The 15,177-nt window shown below is 73.0% G+C and carries 13 protein-coding genes; 5 read left to right on the top strand and 8 right to left on the bottom strand.

Translation table 11 applies throughout. From position 1 onward, the window contains the following. Positions 1–55: 55 nt before the first annotated feature. Positions 56–1,039, bottom strand: coding sequence for an aldo/keto reductase (locus tag ACFWBN_RS05940; protein ID WP_385171158.1), 984 nt, complete (start codon positions 1,037–1,039; stop codon positions 56–58). Positions 1,040–1,150: 111 nt separating this feature from the next. Here ACFWBN_RS05940 and ACFWBN_RS05935 point away from each other — a divergent pair, with 111 nt between their 5' ends. The 4 genes from ACFWBN_RS05935 to ACFWBN_RS05920 all read left to right on the top strand — a co-directional run bounded on the left by ACFWBN_RS05935 (position 1,151) and on the right by ACFWBN_RS05920 (position 5,562). Then, complete coding sequence (locus ACFWBN_RS05935) at positions 1,151–1,738, top strand: TetR family transcriptional regulator (RefSeq protein ID WP_385171155.1); 588 nt, start codon at positions 1,151–1,153, stop codon at positions 1,736–1,738. 107 nt (positions 1,739–1,845) lie between these two features. Beyond that, on the top strand, positions 1,846–2,400 hold the full coding sequence (locus ACFWBN_RS05930; protein WP_385171152.1) for a (2Fe-2S)-binding protein: 555 nt from the start codon (positions 1,846–1,848) through the stop codon (positions 2,398–2,400). Next, positions 2,397–3,401: an FAD binding domain-containing protein gene (locus tag ACFWBN_RS05925; RefSeq protein ID WP_385171149.1), complete on the top strand. Its 1,005-nt coding sequence runs from the start codon at positions 2,397–2,399 to the stop codon at positions 3,399–3,401. The genes ACFWBN_RS05930 and ACFWBN_RS05925 overlap by 4 nt, the downstream gene beginning before the upstream one ends. Before the next feature lie 43 nt (positions 3,402–3,444). Further along, the gene (locus ACFWBN_RS05920) at positions 3,445–5,562 is read left to right on the top strand and encodes a xanthine dehydrogenase family protein molybdopterin-binding subunit (protein ID WP_385171146.1); all 2,118 of its coding nucleotides are present in this window, start codon (positions 3,445–3,447) and stop codon (positions 5,560–5,562) included. Positions 5,563–5,612: 50 nt separating this feature from the next. Here the strand turns inward: ACFWBN_RS05920 and ACFWBN_RS05915 are convergent, their stop codons facing one another. The 7 genes from ACFWBN_RS05915 to ACFWBN_RS05885 form a co-directional block, all read right to left on the bottom strand. Beyond that, the gene (locus ACFWBN_RS05915; protein ID WP_385171144.1) at positions 5,613–6,380 is read right to left on the bottom strand and encodes an NPP1 family protein; all 768 of its coding nucleotides are present in this window, start codon (positions 6,378–6,380) and stop codon (positions 5,613–5,615) included. A 287-nt stretch (positions 6,381–6,667) separates the two neighbouring features. Then, positions 6,668–8,008, bottom strand: coding sequence for a DUF2252 domain-containing protein (locus tag ACFWBN_RS05910; RefSeq protein WP_385171141.1), 1,341 nt, complete (start codon positions 8,006–8,008; stop codon positions 6,668–6,670). 16 nt (positions 8,009–8,024) lie between these two features. Next, positions 8,025–9,911 (bottom strand): glycoside hydrolase family 15 protein, encoded by a 1,887-nt coding sequence (locus ACFWBN_RS05905; RefSeq protein WP_385171138.1) that lies wholly within the window; start codon positions 9,909–9,911, stop codon positions 8,025–8,027. A 19-nt stretch (positions 9,912–9,930) separates the two neighbouring features. Then, entirely contained in the window at positions 9,931–10,764 is an 834-nt protein-coding gene (locus ACFWBN_RS05900; protein ID WP_385171136.1) for a class II glutamine amidotransferase, read from the bottom strand. Positions 10,765–10,972: 208 nt separating this feature from the next. Further along, positions 10,973–11,746, bottom strand: a complete 774-nt coding sequence (locus tag ACFWBN_RS05895; protein WP_385171133.1) for a CAP domain-containing protein — start codon at positions 11,744–11,746, stop codon at positions 10,973–10,975. Positions 11,747–12,163: 417 nt separating this feature from the next. Next, a complete protein-coding gene (locus ACFWBN_RS05890) occupies positions 12,164–13,738 on the bottom strand; it encodes an amidohydrolase (RefSeq protein WP_385171130.1) in 1,575 nt (524 codons plus the stop codon). 2 nt (positions 13,739–13,740) lie between these two features. Continuing rightward, positions 13,741–13,953: an MbtH family protein gene (locus ACFWBN_RS05885; protein WP_385171127.1), complete on the bottom strand. Its 213-nt coding sequence runs from the start codon at positions 13,951–13,953 to the stop codon at positions 13,741–13,743. A 93-nt stretch (positions 13,954–14,046) separates the two neighbouring features. Here ACFWBN_RS05885 and ACFWBN_RS05880 point away from each other — a divergent pair, with 93 nt between their 5' ends. Continuing rightward, on the top strand, positions 14,047–15,177 hold the full coding sequence (locus ACFWBN_RS05880; protein WP_385171124.1) for an alpha/beta hydrolase-fold protein: 1,131 nt from the start codon (positions 14,047–14,049) through the stop codon (positions 15,175–15,177).

The raw sequence follows: 15,177 nt of genomic DNA, 5'->3' as shown, positions 1-15,177 counted from the left end.
CGCCGCGCCCACCTGCGCGTCGGCGCCGTGGGAGATCCGCGGCGGGGCTCCGGGCTCAGCCGTTCAGTGACGTCATGAGCTCGGGCGCGTACCGGTCCCCCGAGACCACGCCGTGCGGCGCGACGGCGTCGATGGAGGCCAGGTCGGCATCGGTGAGGGTGACCGCGGCGGCGGCGACGTTCTCCTCCAGGTAGCGGCGGCGCTTGGTCCCGGGGATCGGCACGGCGCCCATCCGCAGGGTCCAGGCCAGCGCGAGCTGCGAGGGGGTGACCCCCTTGTCGGAGGCGAGGGCGCGGACCCGGTCCACGACGGCCAGGTTGCGGTCGAAGTTCTCGCCCTGGAAGCGGGGGTCGGTGCGGCGGAAGTCGTCGGCGGCGAAGTCGTCCGGGGTGGTGATGGCGCCGGAGAGGAAGCCGCGGCCGAGCGGGGAGTAGGCGACGAGCCCGATGCCCAGCTCGCGCAGGGTGTCCAGGACGCCGTCGTGCTCGATCCCGCGCTCGAAGAGGCTGTACTCGGTCTGTACGGCGGCCAGCGGGTGGACGGCGTGGGCGCGGGCGATGGTGGTCGCGGCGGCCTCGCAGATCCCGATGTGGCCGACCTTGCCGGCGGCGACCAGCTCGGCCATCGCGCCGATGCTCTCCTCGATCGGCACGTTCGGGTCGACGCGGTGGAGGTAGTACAGGTCGATGCGGTCGGTGCCGAGGTGGCGCAGCGAGCGATCGGCGGAGCGGCGGATGTACTCGGGGCTCCCGTTGTGGCCCAGGAAGGCCCCCTCGTCGGTGAACTCCACGCCGGTCTTCGTCGCGACGACGGCGGCGTCGCGGCGGCCGGTCAGGGCCTTGCCGAGGAGCTGCTCGTTGCGGAAGGGGCCGTAGCCCTCGGCGGTGTCGAGCAGGGTCACGCCCAGTTCGAGGGCGCGGTCGATGGTGGCGAGGGACTCGGTCTCGTCGGTGGCTCCGTAGTGGGCGCTCATGCCCATGAGGCCGAGGCCCTCGGCGCCGACCTTCAGGCCCTGGCCGCCCAGTGCGCGGATCTCCATGGTGTCCTCCGTGAGGTGGTGGATCAGTAAGTAACTAACTGGATAGTTTGAGTCTGCGCCACGGTGCGGCAGATGTCAATAACTAGATAGTTACTTGCTAGGCTGCCTGCCATGGCACGGGATTCCAGCGCAACGAAGGCACGGCTGCTCGACGCGGCCTTCTCCGAGTTCGCCGCGTACGGCATCGCCGGGGCGCGGGTCGACCGCATCGCGGAGGCCGCCCAGGCGAACAAGCGGCTCATCTACGTCTACTACGGGAACAAGGAGCAGCTGTTCGACGCCGTGCTCCAGCGCGCCCTGGAGACGGGCTCGGAGTCGGTGCCCTTCGACGCGGAGGACCTGCCGGGGTACGTGGGGGCGGTCTTCGACCACCTCGTGGCGCGACCGGACCTGATGCGGCTGGTCCAGTGGAAGCAGCTGGAGCGGCCGGGCACCACGGACGCCGAGGCGGAGTCCTACCGGGGCAAGATCGCCGCGGTGGAGCGGGCGCAGCGGGCGGGACTGATCGACCCCGGACTCGATCCGGCGGACCTGCTCGCGCTCGTGATGGGCCTGGCGCAGGCGTGGACGGGCACGGCGGGCGGCGCGGCGGAGGGCGGCCCGGGCGCCGCCTGGCCCCCGGCGCGGCTGGCCCGCCACCGCGAGACGGTGGTCGAATCCGTCCGCCGCCTGATCCGGCCACCGCTGCAGGCGGACTAAGCGGACTAAGCGGGGTACCCGCTTGTCCCACACGCGAGGTGTGAGATGCGCTCCGACCGGTTATCCGAGGGGGAGGTACATCCATATTCCGCTACAAAGGGGCAGCAGTGGCGCATCCAACCCAGGCGACCCGCTCCCGCGTCGGGCTGCACGTCAACGGCCGGCGGTACGAGCTCGACGTGGACCACCGGGTCACGCTCCTGGACCTGCTGCGCGAGCACCTCGGTCTGACCGGGACCAAGAAGGGCTGTGACCACGGCCAGTGCGGCGCCTGCACCGTCCTGGTCGGCGGGCGGCGCGCCAACAGCTGCCTGATGCTCGCCGTCGCCCACGACGGCGCCGAGGTCACCACCGTGGAGGGACTGGGCGACGACGCGCGCGGGCCGCACCCCCTGCAGGAGGCCTTCCTGGAACGGGACGCCTTCCAGTGCGGCTACTGCACGCCCGGCCAGCTCTGCTCCGCCGTCGGCCTGCTCGCCGAGGCCGCCGCCGACCCCGGGGCCGCGGACCTCAGCCGCGCCGGGATCGCCGAGGCGATGAGCGGCAACCTGTGCCGCTGCGGCGCGTACCCCCGCATCGTGGACGCGGTCCGGGACGTGGTGGCGGCGTCGGAGGGCGCCGCCCCGGCGAAGGCTTCCGGCGGCGGGCGGGGTGTCGCGTGAAGCCGTTCGCGTACGTACGGGCCACCAGCCTCCCCGAGGCCATCGCCGCCCACGGCGGGCAGGCCGGCTCCCGCTACCTCGGCGGCGGCACCAACCTCGTGGACCTCATGAAGCTCGGGGTCGAAGCCCCCGACACCGTCGTCGATCTCACCGGGCTGCCGCTCGGCTCCGTGGAGGAGACCCCGGACGGCGCCCTGCGCATCGCCTCCGGGGTCCGGGGCAGCGACCTCGCGCTCCACCCCCTCGTCCGCACCCGCTACCCCGCCCTGCCCCAGGCCCTCCTGGCCGGCGCCTCGGCCCAGCTGCGCAATGTCGCCACCACCGGCGGCAACCTGCTCCAGCGCACCCGCTGCCCCTACTTCCAGGACGTGTCCAAGCCCTGCAACAAGCGGGAGCCCGGCACCGGCTGCGGCGCCCGCGACGGACTCCACCGCGACCACGCCGTCCTCGGCCACTCCGCGCACTGCATCGCCACCCACCCGTCCGACATGGCCGTGGCACTCGCCGCGCTCGACGCGGCCGTCGAGCTCCGGGGCCCGAACGGCGCCCGTACCGTCCCCGCGGCCGCGTTCCACCGGCTGCCGGGCGAGCACCCCGAACGGGACACCGTCGTGGAGCCCGGCGAGATCGTCACGGCGGTCACGCTCCCGCCGGAGCGCGCCGGGCTGCCCTCGCGCTACCGCAAGGCCCGCGACCGCGCCTCGTACGCCTTCGCGCTGGCCTCCGTCGCCGCCGTGCTCGACATCGCCGACGGCCGCGTACACCATGTCGCGCTCGCCTTCGGCGGGCTCGCCCACCGGCCCTGGCGCGCCACCACCGCCGAGGAGCGGCTGCTGGGCTCCGCCCCCACCGAGAGCGCCGTACGGGAGGCCGTCGAGGCCGAGCTCGAACGGGCGGAGCCGCTGCGCGACAACGCCTTCAAGGTGCCCCTCGCCCGCAATCTCGCCTGCGACGTGCTGAACGCCCTGGCCCGCAGCTCACCCTCCCGCTCCCGCTCCTGAACGCTCCTCCGCCTCACCCCACCCCGGATCGCGAGGACCCGCCATGGACTCCAGCCCCGCCGCCCAGGCGCCCGCCCTCGGCAGCCCCGCCACCCGCCGCGAGGGCCGGGAGAAGGTCACCGGCACGGCCCGCTACGCGGCCGAGTACGCCCTTGCGGACCGGGCGTACGCCTGGCCGGTGCCCGCCACCGTGCCCCGCGGACGCGTCACCGCCGTCGACACCGCCGGCGCCCTCGCGCTGCCCGGCGTCCTCGCCGTCCTCACCCCCTACGACGCGCCCCGGCTGGGCCCCGCCGACGACCCCACCCTCCGCGTGCTCCAGGACCCCGACGTGCCCCACCGCGGCTGGTACGTGGCCCTGGCCGTCGCCGAGACCCCGGAGGCCGCCCGGGCCGCGGGCGCGGCGGTCCGCGTCACCTACGAGGCCGACCCCCACGACGCCGTCCTGCGCGCCGACCATCCGGCCGCCTACACCCCGGAGCAGGTCAACGGCGGCTATCCCGCCCACCGCGAGAAGGGCGACGCGGCAGCCGCGTTCGCCGCCGCGCCGGTCCGGGTGGACTGCGCGTACGCCGTGCCGCCGCTGCACAACCACCCCATGGAGCCGCACGCCGCCACCGCCCACTGGGAGACCGGCACGGGCACCGACCCCGACACCCTCACCGTGTACGACTCCAGCCAGGGGTCCGGGCTCGTACGCTCCACGCTGGCCGCCCTCTTCGAGCTGCCCGAGGACCGCGTCACGGTGGTCTCGGAGCACGTCGGCGGCGCCTTCGGCTGCAAGGGCACCCCGCGCCCGCACGTCGTCCTCGCCGTCATGGCGGCACGGCACACCGGCCGCCCCGTCACCCTGGCCCTGCCCCGGCGCCACCTCGCGGCCGTCGTCGGCCACCGCGCGCCCACCCTGCACCGCGTGCGCCTGGGCGCCCGTACGGACGGCACGCTGACCGCCCTCGCCCACGAGGTCACCACCCACACCTCCCGCGTCCGCGAGTTCGTCGAACAGGCCGCCGTCCCCGCACGCGTCATGTACGCCGCGCCCGCCCTCCTCACCACCCACCGCGTCGTCCCCCTCGACGTACCCACGCCCTCCTGGATGCGGGCGCCCGGCGAGTGCCCCGGCATGTACGCCCTGGAATCGGCCATGGACGAGCTGGCCGAGGCCCTCGGCATCGACCCGGTCGAGCTGCGCGTCCGCAACGAGCCCGATGCCGAACCCGACAGCGGGCACCCGTTCAGCAGCCGCCATCTGGTGGAGTGCCTGCGCGAGGGGGCCGCCCGCTTCGACTGGGCCGCGCACCGCACGCCCCGCCGGGAGGGCCCGCTGCTGATCGGCACCGGGGTCGCCGCCGCCACCTACCCGGTGTACGTCGCCCCCTCCTCGGCACGGGCCCACGCCCTCCCCGACGGCACCTACCTCGTCCGCACCAACGCCACCGACCTCGGCACCGGCGCCCGTACCGTCCTCGCGCAGATCGCCGCCGACGCGCTACGGGTCCCCATGGACCGCGTGACGGTGGAGATCGGGCACTCCTCGCTGCCGCACGGCTCGGTGGCCGGCGGCTCCGCCGGCACCGCCTCCTGGGGCTGGGCGGTCCACGACGCCTGCACGAGCCTCGTCGCCCTCCTCGCCCGCCGCTCCGGCCCGCTCCCCGAGGCGGGAGTGTCCGTCCCCGCCGATACGACGGCCTCCGCCAAGCAGAAGTCCCCTTACGCCAGGCACGCGTTCGGCGCCCACTTCGCGGAGGTGCAGGCCGATACGGTCACCGGCGAGGTCCGGGTCCGGCGGCTCCTGGGCGTCTTCGCCGCGGGCCGCATCCTCAACCCGCTGACCGCCCGCTCCCAGTTCGTCGGCGGCATGATCATGGGACTGGGCATGGCCCTCACCGAACACAGCACCGTGGACCCCGTCTTCGGGGACTTCACCGAGAACGACCTCGCCTCCTACCACGTCCCCGTCCACGCCGACGTGCCGGACATCGAGGCGCACTGGCTGGACGAGCACGACAAGCACCTCAACCCGATGGGCGGCAAGGGCATCGGCGAGATCGGCATCGTCGGTACGGCGGCGGCCATCGGCAACGCCTTCCACCACGCGAGCGGCCGCCGGATCCGCGAACTCCCCCTCACCCCGGACCGCGTCCTGGCGGCCCTGGGCTGAGGGGAGTTCACGGATCCGGGAGCCGGAAGCGCGGGCCGGCGGCCGCTCGTCTACAGGTACGGGTCGAAGGGGATGCCCGCCGGCTTCGCCTCCGCCAGGTGGGAGGCGAAGGCGCCGTCCTTCAGGCCGAAGTGCGCGCTGCCGAAATCGGCCTGGCTGAGCTTGTCCCGCAGGGACGCGGGGTAGCCCGACCACCCGACGAGCGCCGGGAACTGCCAGGCGCGGCGGTGGTTCTCGGGCGGTTCGTCGTTGGTGTTCGCCGCGCGGAAGCAGTGGGTCCCGGCACCGTCCTTGTGGTAGACGATCTTGGGATGGGTGCCGTCCCAGCGGATCTGGTCGCGCGTGTGGATGTTGAAGTCGCCGTGGGCGGAGGTCGCGACGTACTTGGCCTCGTTGCCCTGGACCCACACCACCACGTGTTCCCAGTCGTGGCGGTGGCCGCCGAGCTCGATGCCGGGGATGGCCTGGTCCTTCTCGAAGTACAGCGCGTACATCACGGCGCACCATCCGTTGTTGCAGGTCCAGCGGGAGTACCCGTTGGTGTTGTCGAGGTCCGAGGCGTCCCGGCAGTTGCCGTTGAGGGCGCCGGTGGGTTTGAGGCCGCTGTTCAGGACCCCGCTCGGGCCTATGGCGGGTGTCGGGTAGCAGCCGTCGGTGTCGTAGTCGTAGGCCGGCTGGAAGGTCCGCTCGATCGCTTCGGCCTGGCTGGGCAGGGCCGGGGGTGGTGCCGCGAAGGCCACCTGGGGAACGGCGACGACCAGCGCGAGGGCTGCGCCGACGACCACCGACGATCTACGGATGTGACGGTTCGTCCGCAAAACAGGCCTCCTGGCCGGTCGGGTGCGAGGGTGGCGGGCGGATCGCGACCACCGTCGGCCGACACGCCGGGAGCATCATTCGCGAACCGGGGCGGCACAGCAAGGGTCCGAGCAGACTCACTTCCTTGCGCGGCGCGGCTTTCGGACAGCCGCTCACGCAAGGAGAATTGACAGAGGGTCAAAAATGGAGGGATTCGCCGGTCGGGAGGCGCAGGGCGACGCCGCGCGGCGCAGGAGGCCGAGCGGGGTGTGAGCCGGGGAGCGGGGACGCGCGGCCGTCCGCCCGCTCAGATGCCGTGGGTGGCGGTGACGGCGCCGTCGGCGATGGCGGCGGTGAGCAGCGCGTGGTCCCGGGCGGTCCGGTCGGCGTAGTGGAGTGCGAAGTCGGCGATGGCCCGGTCGAAGGTGTCGGCGTTGCCCAGGTAGCCGGCGATGGCGATGCGGTCGCCGGAGCGGGCGTGGCCGCGGGCCAGGGCCGTGCCGCACAGCTCGGCGTACCGGCGGAGCAGGTCCGGGGTCATGGTCTCCACCACGGCGGACCCTTTCATGTCGCGCAGTTGCCGGCCGTAGAAGGTGCGTCCGGCCGGTCCCGTCGTCCAGCCGAGGAAGATGTCCGAGGCGGCCTGCAGGAGTCGCTGTCCCGCGACCACCCGGTGGCCGTGGTGGCCGTGGGTGTCGGCGGGGAGATGGTCTTCCAGCACCGAGCGGCAGGCCTCCTTGATCTGGAGGAAGAGCGGGTCCTGATCGTCGCGGCCGGTCAGCAGGACGATGAAGCAGCGGGTGCCGACGCTCCCGACGCCGACGACCTTCCGGGCCGCTTCGACGAACCGGTAGCGGTCCAGCAGCAGGCGTCGCTCCTCGTGGAGCGTGCTGCGGTACTCGCCGAAGATCCTGCCGACGGTCTGCATCTCGGGTTCTTCGAGGAGTTCGAGCAGTGGCGGGTCGTGGATGATGTGCCGGCCGCCGTCCCGGGTCTCGGTGAGTTTGGCGAGTGCCTGGAGGCTGGTACGTCGACGGGCCCGCTGCAGACTTGCCGCGACCCGGCCCCGCAGCTTGGTGCCTCGGATCAGGGCGAGCACCTCGGCGGTGTCGACCCGCTCGTACCAGACCGCGAGTTCGCCCTGCTCGGCGAGGTGTCGGATGGACAGCCGGTAGGACCGGGCGGCGGCGAGGGCGGCGCGCCACGCGAGGTCGTCGCCGTGCCCGTTCTCGCGGGCGGCCACCGCCGTGCTGGCGGCGAGCCGTTTGACGTCCCATTCGAAGGGCCCGGGCAGGGTCTCGTCGAAGTCGTTGAGGTCGAACAGCAGGGCCCGCTCGGGCGAGGCGAAGAGGCCGAAGTTCAGCAGGTGCGCGTCGCCGCACAGTTGCACGGTCAGGCCGGTGTTCGGCCGGGCGGCGAGGTCCGCGGCCATCACGGCGGCCGCGCCGCGCAGGAACGCGAACGGGGAGGCCGCCATCCGCCCGTAGCGGATCGGCAGCAGCTCGGCGACCCGGTCGGCGGCCTGCCGCTCCAGCACGCCGACGGGATCGGGCCGGTCCGCCGCCGCGGTCCACCGCCCGTGCGAGGCCCGGCCGACCTGCTTGCGGGCGGCCCGGCCGCGCAGGGCCCGCTCAGCTGGACTGGTCATGTCCCGCTCCTTGCCGTCACTCGCGCCGTGCGGCCCGGTCGAGTTCGGTGTCGAGCGCCAGGGCGGCGGTGACGAGGGCGAGGTGGGTGAAGGCCTGGGGGAAGTTGCCGAGCTGCTCGCCCGTCGGGCCGATCTCTTCGGCGAACAGCCCGACGTGGTTGGCGTACGTGAGCATCTTGTCGAAGGCGTAGCGGGCCTGTTCGAGTCGGCCCGCCCGCGCGAGCGCGTACACGTAGAGGAAGCTGCACAGCGAGAAGGTGCCTTCGGTGCCTTCGAGGCCGTCCGGGGAGGCCGCCGGGTCGTAGCGGTGGACGAGACTGTCGGAGACGAGCTCGGTGTCCATGGCGTCGAGGGTGGAGAGCCATCGCGGGTCCCTGGGGGCGATGAAACCGACGAGCGGCATCAGCAGCAGGGAGGCGTCCAGGACGGTCGTCCTGTAGTGCTGGACGAACGCCTGGCGTTCCCGGCTCCACCCGCGGGTCATGATCTGCTCCATGATGGCGTCGCGCACCGCCGTCCAGCGGGGCAGGTCCGCCGGACGGGCGTTGGCCACGGCCTGCCGGATGCCCCGGTCGAAGGCGACCCAGCACATGAGGCGGCTGAAGGTGAAGTCCTGCCGGCCGCCGCGGGTCTCCCAGATGCCCTCGTCGGGGCGGTCCCAGTTGTCGCACAGCCAGTCGAGCACGCCGGCGGAGCGCTTCCAGCCGTCGTAGCCGACGACCGCGCTGACCCGGCCGGCCTGGGCGAGGGCGTAGACCGCCTCGCCGTAGATGTCCAACTGCAGTTGATCCGCGGCGCCGTTGCCCGCGCGCACCGGGGCGGAGCCGCGCCACCCTTCCAGGTGGCCGAGGACTTCCTCGATCAGGTACGGGTCGCCGTCGACGCGGTACATGATCTGCAGGGGTTCGCCGTTGGGGGCGTTTCCGCCCTGCAGCCTCTGTTGGAGCCACCTGCGGAAGGCATCGGCTTCGTCGGTGAAGCCGAGGTCGCGCATGGCACGGACCGAGAGGGAGGCGTCACGGACCCAGGTGTAGCGGTAGTCCCAGTTGCGTCCGCCGCCCTCCTGCTCGGGCAGGCCCATGGTGGCGGCGGCCACCGGTGCGCCCGTGGGGGCGTAGGTGAGGAGCTTGAGGGTGATGGCGGAGCGGTTGACCGTCTGCTGCCAGCGGCCGCGGTAGGTGCAGCGCCCGATCCACGCGTGCCAGAAGCGGTGTACGGCGGTGAACTCTTCCGCGATCCCGGCCGCGTCGACGGGCGGCGGGGCCGCGCTCCGGGCGTCGCAGACCGTCAGGCAGACGGCCGCGCGCTCGCCGGCGCTCAGGGTGACGGTGGCGCGCACGTCCTGCGCGCCCTTCCCGTCCCTCCCGTCGACCTCCAGCGCTACGGGGCCGACGGCCTGCAGGTAGGCGGTGACGCCCGGTCCCTCGAAGCGCGCCGTGGAGCCGTCCAGAGCCAGCGCGTGCGGCGCCCGGCCGTAGTCGAAGCGGGGACGGCACTCCAGTGTGAAGCGCACGGTCCCGCGCACCACCCGCAGGACCCGCACCACCCGGTGGCGGTCGGTGGCGGTGTGGGTCTCGTCGACGGGCATGAAGTCGACGACCTCGCCGACGCCCTCGGCGGTGAGGAACCGCGTGATGAGTACGGCGGTGTCGGCGAGGTACAGCTGGCGGGTGACGACCTCGGACCCGGCGTCCGGCCCGGCGTCGGCGCCGCCGCCGGGCGACGCGTCCGCGGTGATGGCGAAGTGTCCGCCGCGGCCGTGGTCGAGGAGGCCCGCGAACACGCTGGGCGAGTCGAAGCGCGGCGAGCAGAACCAGTTGAGAACGCCTTCGGACGAGACGAGCGCGCAGGTCTGCAGGTCCCCGATCAGGCCGTGCTCGGCGATCGGCGGGTAAGGGCGCATCACCCTTCCCTTCGGTCGGTCATGCCGGTTGCGGTACGAAGGTGCTCATCTCGTCCGCCCCGGGCTGTACGACGCCGTAGCAGCTCTCCGGTACCTCGTTCCAGGCACCCGGCAGGTCGCCGAGGGGCTCGGACACGATGAGGCGGGTCTCGTCGGACACTTCCTGGAGGAACGCCACATCGGGGTGCAGCCTGCGCAGTGCGTCCACCCGGCTGCTGTAGAACAGCGACCGGGACATGTGGCGGCTGGAGTACCGGAAGGCCCAGACGCGTTCGCCGTCGGTGATGGCCAGCGTCATCTGGAGCGGGAACTCCACTCCGTGTTCGCGGCCGGCGCGCTCCACGGCTCCCGCCATCCGGGCCACGGCGGTCGGCGGGTCCTCCTCCAGGCCGAAGGTGAGGGCGAGGAAGAACATCACCTCGGAGTCCGTCGTCCCTTCGATGTCGGCGTACAGCGCGGGATCGACGAGCAGGGTGAGGTCGCGGCGCATGAGGTGGAAACCGGCGATGGCGCCGTTGTGCATGAACATCCAACGGCCGTGACGGAACGGATGGCAGTTCGACTGCTGCACCGCGGTCCCCGTCGACGCCCGGATGTGGGCGAAGAACAGCGGGGAGGTGACGTGGTCCGCCATCTCCCGCAGGTTGCGGTTGTTCCAGGCCGGGCCGACGTCCCTGAGGAGCGCGGGGGTGGTGTTGTCCTGCGTGTACCAGCCGATACCGAAGCCGTCGCCGTTCGTCGTCTCGACACCCAGCTTGGAGTGGAGGCTCTGGTCGATCAGCGAGTGGGCCGGTTTGTACAGGATCGTGTCGAGCAACATGGGTGTCCCCGAGTAGGCGAGCCATCGACACATGTGCGATCACCTGTGTTTCCCACTGCCACCTGCGGAATTCCCGGGCGCTGCCGGTCCGGCCATTTCATTCTCCCGGCCGCCGTCGGTGTTCGCCACGCGGGCGGGGGCCGGTGGCCATCGCGGGATGAGGGTGCCGGTGGGCGCGCGTGGGGGGCGGCCGGAATCCGGCCGCCCCCCACGTCGTGCGTCACCTGTCGGCGCCGCAGGTTCAGCGCGCCGCGCCGAAGTCCTGCGTCCAGTACTGGCCCGGCTGCGCCAGGCCGATGCCGATCTCCTTGTAGGAGCAGTCGAGGATGTTCCGCTTGTGGCCAGGGCTGTTCATCCAGCCCTCCATGACCTTCGCGGCGGTGCTGTAGCCGTAGGCGACGTTCTCGCCGTACGTCCTCCACTCGTACCCGGCGCGGGTGATCCGCTGGCCCGGGTCGGAGCCGTCGGATCCGGTGTGGGACATGTTGCTGTGGGCGGCCATGTCCGCGCTGTGGTCCTGCGCGGCCTTCGTGAGCTTCGCGTTGACGGTGAGCGCCGGGCAGCCGACGGCGGCGCGCTCCTGGTTCACGAGGGCGAGGACCTCGGCCTGGGCGCCGGAGGGCGCCGGGGAGGCCTCCGGAGCGGCGGGCGCGGCCGTCTTGACCGGCGGCTTCGCCGGCTGCGGCTGCTGCGGCTTCGGCTGCGCAGGCGGCGTGGTCTCGACGACGGGCTGTGCGGCGGGTTCCGCGGGTGCGGCCGGGGTGGCTTCGGGGGCCGCGGGAGCGCCGGTCTCGACCGGGGCCTCCACGGGCGGCTGGGAGCCGGGGCCGCCGAGGGGGGCGCCGCCCCGCCACTGCCAGGAACGGCCGTCCTGCCGGGCCGCCGCCGCCCGTGCGGGGTCGGTGTCCTGCGTGTCCAGGCACGCCATGGCGGCGGTGGGCACACCCACTACGGCCAGCGCCCCGACGGCGACGGCTATTTTCCGGAAATGCGTCTTCTTACGGTGCTTCTTCATGCGGGACCTCACTCGGTGATCGCGAAGCTCCCGGCGCCGGACCGCAAGGGCGCCGGAGGAATCGCCATTCTTAGAAGCCCGGCAGCGGCCTGGCAAGCGGCATCTACTAAGCCGCATAGGAGATCCGGGGGCGGGCTTGAATCGGCCGGAAGATCGTGCATGTCCCCGCCGCGGCCGGCCCGGCGGTCACCTGACGCGACACCAGGACCACCCCCCATCAGCCACGTTGGGGAAGGCTAAACAGGACTCACCAATTCCGTTTCCGGCGGAGTGAGGCATGTCAACGCCAAATAGGTACAAATATCGAAATGTCAATGGGTAGACGATCTCCGTAAGGCGTGCCGGTCCGACATGCGCGCCGTGACGCATCTCACGGTTTCCGGAGGAACCGGACCGCCAGCGCCGCGTGCGCACCGCCTACGCCGGCTTGCCCGCCTCGCGGCCGTCGACGTACGTCGCCACCACCTCGATGTCGCCGATGCGCGAGACCGCGACGCGCCGCGGGTCGTCGCCGAGCACGACCAGGTCTGCGCGTTTGCCCGGGGTGAGGCTGCCCGCGCTGTCCTCCCAGTGGCAGGCGTAGGCGCCGGCGACGGTGTAGGCGTGCAGGGCCTCGTCCACGGTGACGGCCTCGTCCGGGCCGATCGGCCGGCCGGATCCGGAGGCGCGCTCGGCCATGAACTGGATGGCCCGCAGTGGGGAGCCGTCCGCCACCGGCCGGTCGGAACTGCCGACCAGGGTGATGCCGTGGTCGAGGAATCCCCTGCCCCGGTAGAGCCACGGCGCCCGCTCCGCGCCCATGATCGCCGCGTAGTCGTCGCCGAAGTGGCGCAGGAAGTTGGGCTGGACGACCGCGCTGAGGCCCAGCCGCGCGAGGCGCGGGAGCTGGTCGGGGCGGATGAGGCCGGCGTGCTCGATGCGGTGCCGGGCGCCGGGGCGGGGCCGGAGGCGCTGGGCGCGCTCCAGGGCGTCCAGCGCCACGTCGGCCGCGCGGTCGCCGATGGCGTGCACGGCGAGCTGCCAGCCGGCGAGGTGGCCGTCCACGATCGACTGGGCGAGCGCTTCGGGATCGTCCTGCAGCTGCCCGGCGTGGTCCAGCCCTTCGTACGGATCGCGGAGGGCCGCGGTGCGGGCCATCATGCCGCCGTCGGTGTAGATCTTCAGCGCGCCCACGGACAGCCAGTCGTCGCCGAAGCCGGTGCGCAGGCCGAGGTCGAGGGCCTTGGGGATGCCGTCGGCCTCGTGGGCGGCGACCGTACTCAACCGGTCCGTGGAGACCATGAGCTGCACCCGTAGCGGCAGCAGTCCCTTCTCCCGGGCGAGTTGGTAGGCACCGAGCTCGACCGGGCTGTGGCCGAAGAGCCTGCCGCCGATGCCCGCCTCGGCGCAGGCGGTGACTCCCTCGGCCAGGCAGGTCCGGGCGGCGCGCCCGATCGCCTCGGCCAATTCCTGCTGGGAGTACGGCAGTCGCAGCGCGCGGGCGGCGCCCATCGCACCCTCGGCGAGGAAACCGTTCTCGTGCGGGACATCGGCGGAGAGCAGCTCCAGGACGGCGGTGTTGACGACGCAGCCGTGCCCGGAGTCGTGGAGGACGAACACCTTGTGGCCCTGGCTGACCCGGTCCAGTTCGGCGGCGGTCAGATGGCGCCCCAGGGCCCGCTGGTCGTACCCGGCGATGCTCACCCAGGATCCGGGCGAGCCCTGCCGGGCGACGGCCTCCGCCACGGCCGCGAGCACGTCGTCGATCCGGGTGCGGCCCGCGATGCTGGGGGTGTTCTGCTTGAGGCCGGTCCAGGGCAGGTGCACGTGGGAGTCGATGAACCCGGGGAGCACCGTGGCACCCTGAAGGTCGATCACCTCGCGTGCGGGCAGGGAGGCCACGGCACCGTCCAGGCCGACGATCCGGCCCCGCCAGATGCCCAGCTCGTGCGCGACCGGATGGTCCGGGTCCATGGTGAGGAAGCGGGCGTTCGTCAGCCTCGTGCAGAGCATCGTCAGGCGTCCATCGACCGCGCGAGCGAACGGGGGCGCAGATCGGTCCAGTTGGCCTCGACGAAGTCCAGGCACGCTTCTCGGGTGTTCTCGTCGAAGACGGCCGTCCAGCCGCCGGGCACCTCGGCGAAGGACGGCCAGAGCGAGTGCTGGCCCTCCTCGTTCACCAGGACCAGGAAGCGGCCTTCGGCGTCGTCGAACGGGTTGGTGCTCACGGTCGGTGCCTCCCCGGAACGTAAAGATTAGGTTAGGCTCGCCTAATTGCGACGAGCTTAGTCCCTCCCCTTGCCGCTCACAAGGAGACCCGCATGCGCCCGACCGATCCCCTCTCCGGCCCCGCGGCCGGTACGGGGCACGCCTTCGCCGCATACGGACTGCCCGGCGAACCCGGTACCGACGCGTTCTGGGCGGCGGCCAGGACGCCCGTGTCGGTCCCTGCCAACAAGGCTGAAAACGGCGGCGGTTGGGTGACGCTGTTCCTGTGGCGCGGCTCTCCGGCGAGCATCGGCTTCGAGAGCTGGTCGGAGCCGGTGCCCCTGCGCCGGTGGGACGACACGGACTGTTGGTACGCCGAGGTCCGCATGCCGGCGCGGCTGCGGGTGACCTACCGGTTCCTCGTCGACGGCACCGCGTACGCCGACCCGTTCAACCCGGCCGGTGCGGGCGGCGACCGCTCCATCGCCGCGACCCCGGACGCCCCCGCCCAGCCGCACTGGCCCGCCATCGGCGCCGGGGACGTCCTGCCCCTCCCCCGCACCAGGGTCCGCTGGTCCAGTGAACGCCTCGGCGGTCGGCGCACCGTACGGGTCCACCCGGCGGGCGGCGGCGGACCGGTGGTCCTGCTGCTGGACGGGGACGACTGGCTGTACCTGCACCCCGCCGTGACCGCCTTCGACTCGGCCGTCGCCCGTGGCGAGATGCCTCCCGTCACCCTCGTCTTCCTGCCGACCCGGGACCGGGAGGCCGAGTTCGGCTGCCGGCCCGGGCTGTGGGAGGCGGTCCGGGACGAACTGCTGCCGCTGGTGGCGCAAACCGGCCTGCCCGCCGACCGGGACCGCCTGGTGGTCGCCGGGCAGAGCCTCGGCGGGCTCAGCGCGATGTACGCGGCCCTGGAGTTCCCGGACCTGGTGTCCCGAGTCGCCTGCCAGTCGGGGGCGTTCTGGTGGACGTCCGGCGCAACGGAGTCGGCGGACCCCTTGGGCGGCCCGGTCGGCGGCGCCGTCGCCGCCCGCCTGCGGGAGCGCCCCGACCTGTCCGGTCTGCGGGTCGCCTTCGACGTGGGCGAGCACGAAACGCGGATGCTGCCCCACTGCGAGCGGGTCGAGGCCCTGGCGGAACGCGCCGGCGCGACCGTACGGGTGTCCCGCTCGGCGTCCGGCCACGACCGGGCGGGCTGGCGGCACGCCCTGCTCAGGGACGTCGCCTGGGCGCTCGGCTAG

It is taken from the genome of Streptomyces sp. NPDC059989 (genome assembly GCF_042736975.1).
GTDB lineage: Bacteria > Actinomycetota > Actinomycetes > Streptomycetales > Streptomycetaceae > Streptomyces.
The sequence above is the reverse complement of the archived record's forward strand: the minus strand, read 5'-3'. Positions and strand labels throughout refer to the sequence as shown.

Bases quoted from the DNA above. Each gene is read 5' to 3' on its own strand.
- ACFWBN_RS05935 (WP_385171155.1), top strand. From the start codon at position 1,151: ATGGCACGGGATTCCAGCGCAACGAAGGCACGGCTGCTCGACGCGGCC.
- ACFWBN_RS05905 (WP_385171138.1), bottom strand. From the start codon at position 9,911: ATGCGCCCTTACCCGCCGATCGCCGAGCACGGCCTGATCGGGGACCTG.
- ACFWBN_RS05890 (WP_385171130.1), bottom strand. From the start codon at position 13,738: ATGCTCTGCACGAGGCTGACGAACGCCCGCTTCCTCACCATGGACCCG.
- ACFWBN_RS05940 (WP_385171158.1), bottom strand. From the start codon at position 1,039: ATGGAGATCCGCGCACTGGGCGGCCAGGGCCTGAAGGTCGGCGCCGAG.
- ACFWBN_RS05910 (WP_385171141.1), bottom strand. From the start codon at position 8,008: ATGACCAGTCCAGCTGAGCGGGCCCTGCGCGGCCGGGCCGCCCGCAAG.
- ACFWBN_RS05895 (WP_385171133.1), bottom strand. From the start codon at position 11,746: ATGAAGAAGCACCGTAAGAAGACGCATTTCCGGAAAATAGCCGTCGCC.
- ACFWBN_RS05920 (WP_385171146.1), top strand. From the start codon at position 3,445: ATGGACTCCAGCCCCGCCGCCCAGGCGCCCGCCCTCGGCAGCCCCGCC.
- ACFWBN_RS05900 (WP_385171136.1), bottom strand. From the start codon at position 10,764: ATGTGTCGATGGCTCGCCTACTCGGGGACACCCATGTTGCTCGACACG.
- ACFWBN_RS05880 (WP_385171124.1), top strand. From the start codon at position 14,047: ATGCGCCCGACCGATCCCCTCTCCGGCCCCGCGGCCGGTACGGGGCAC.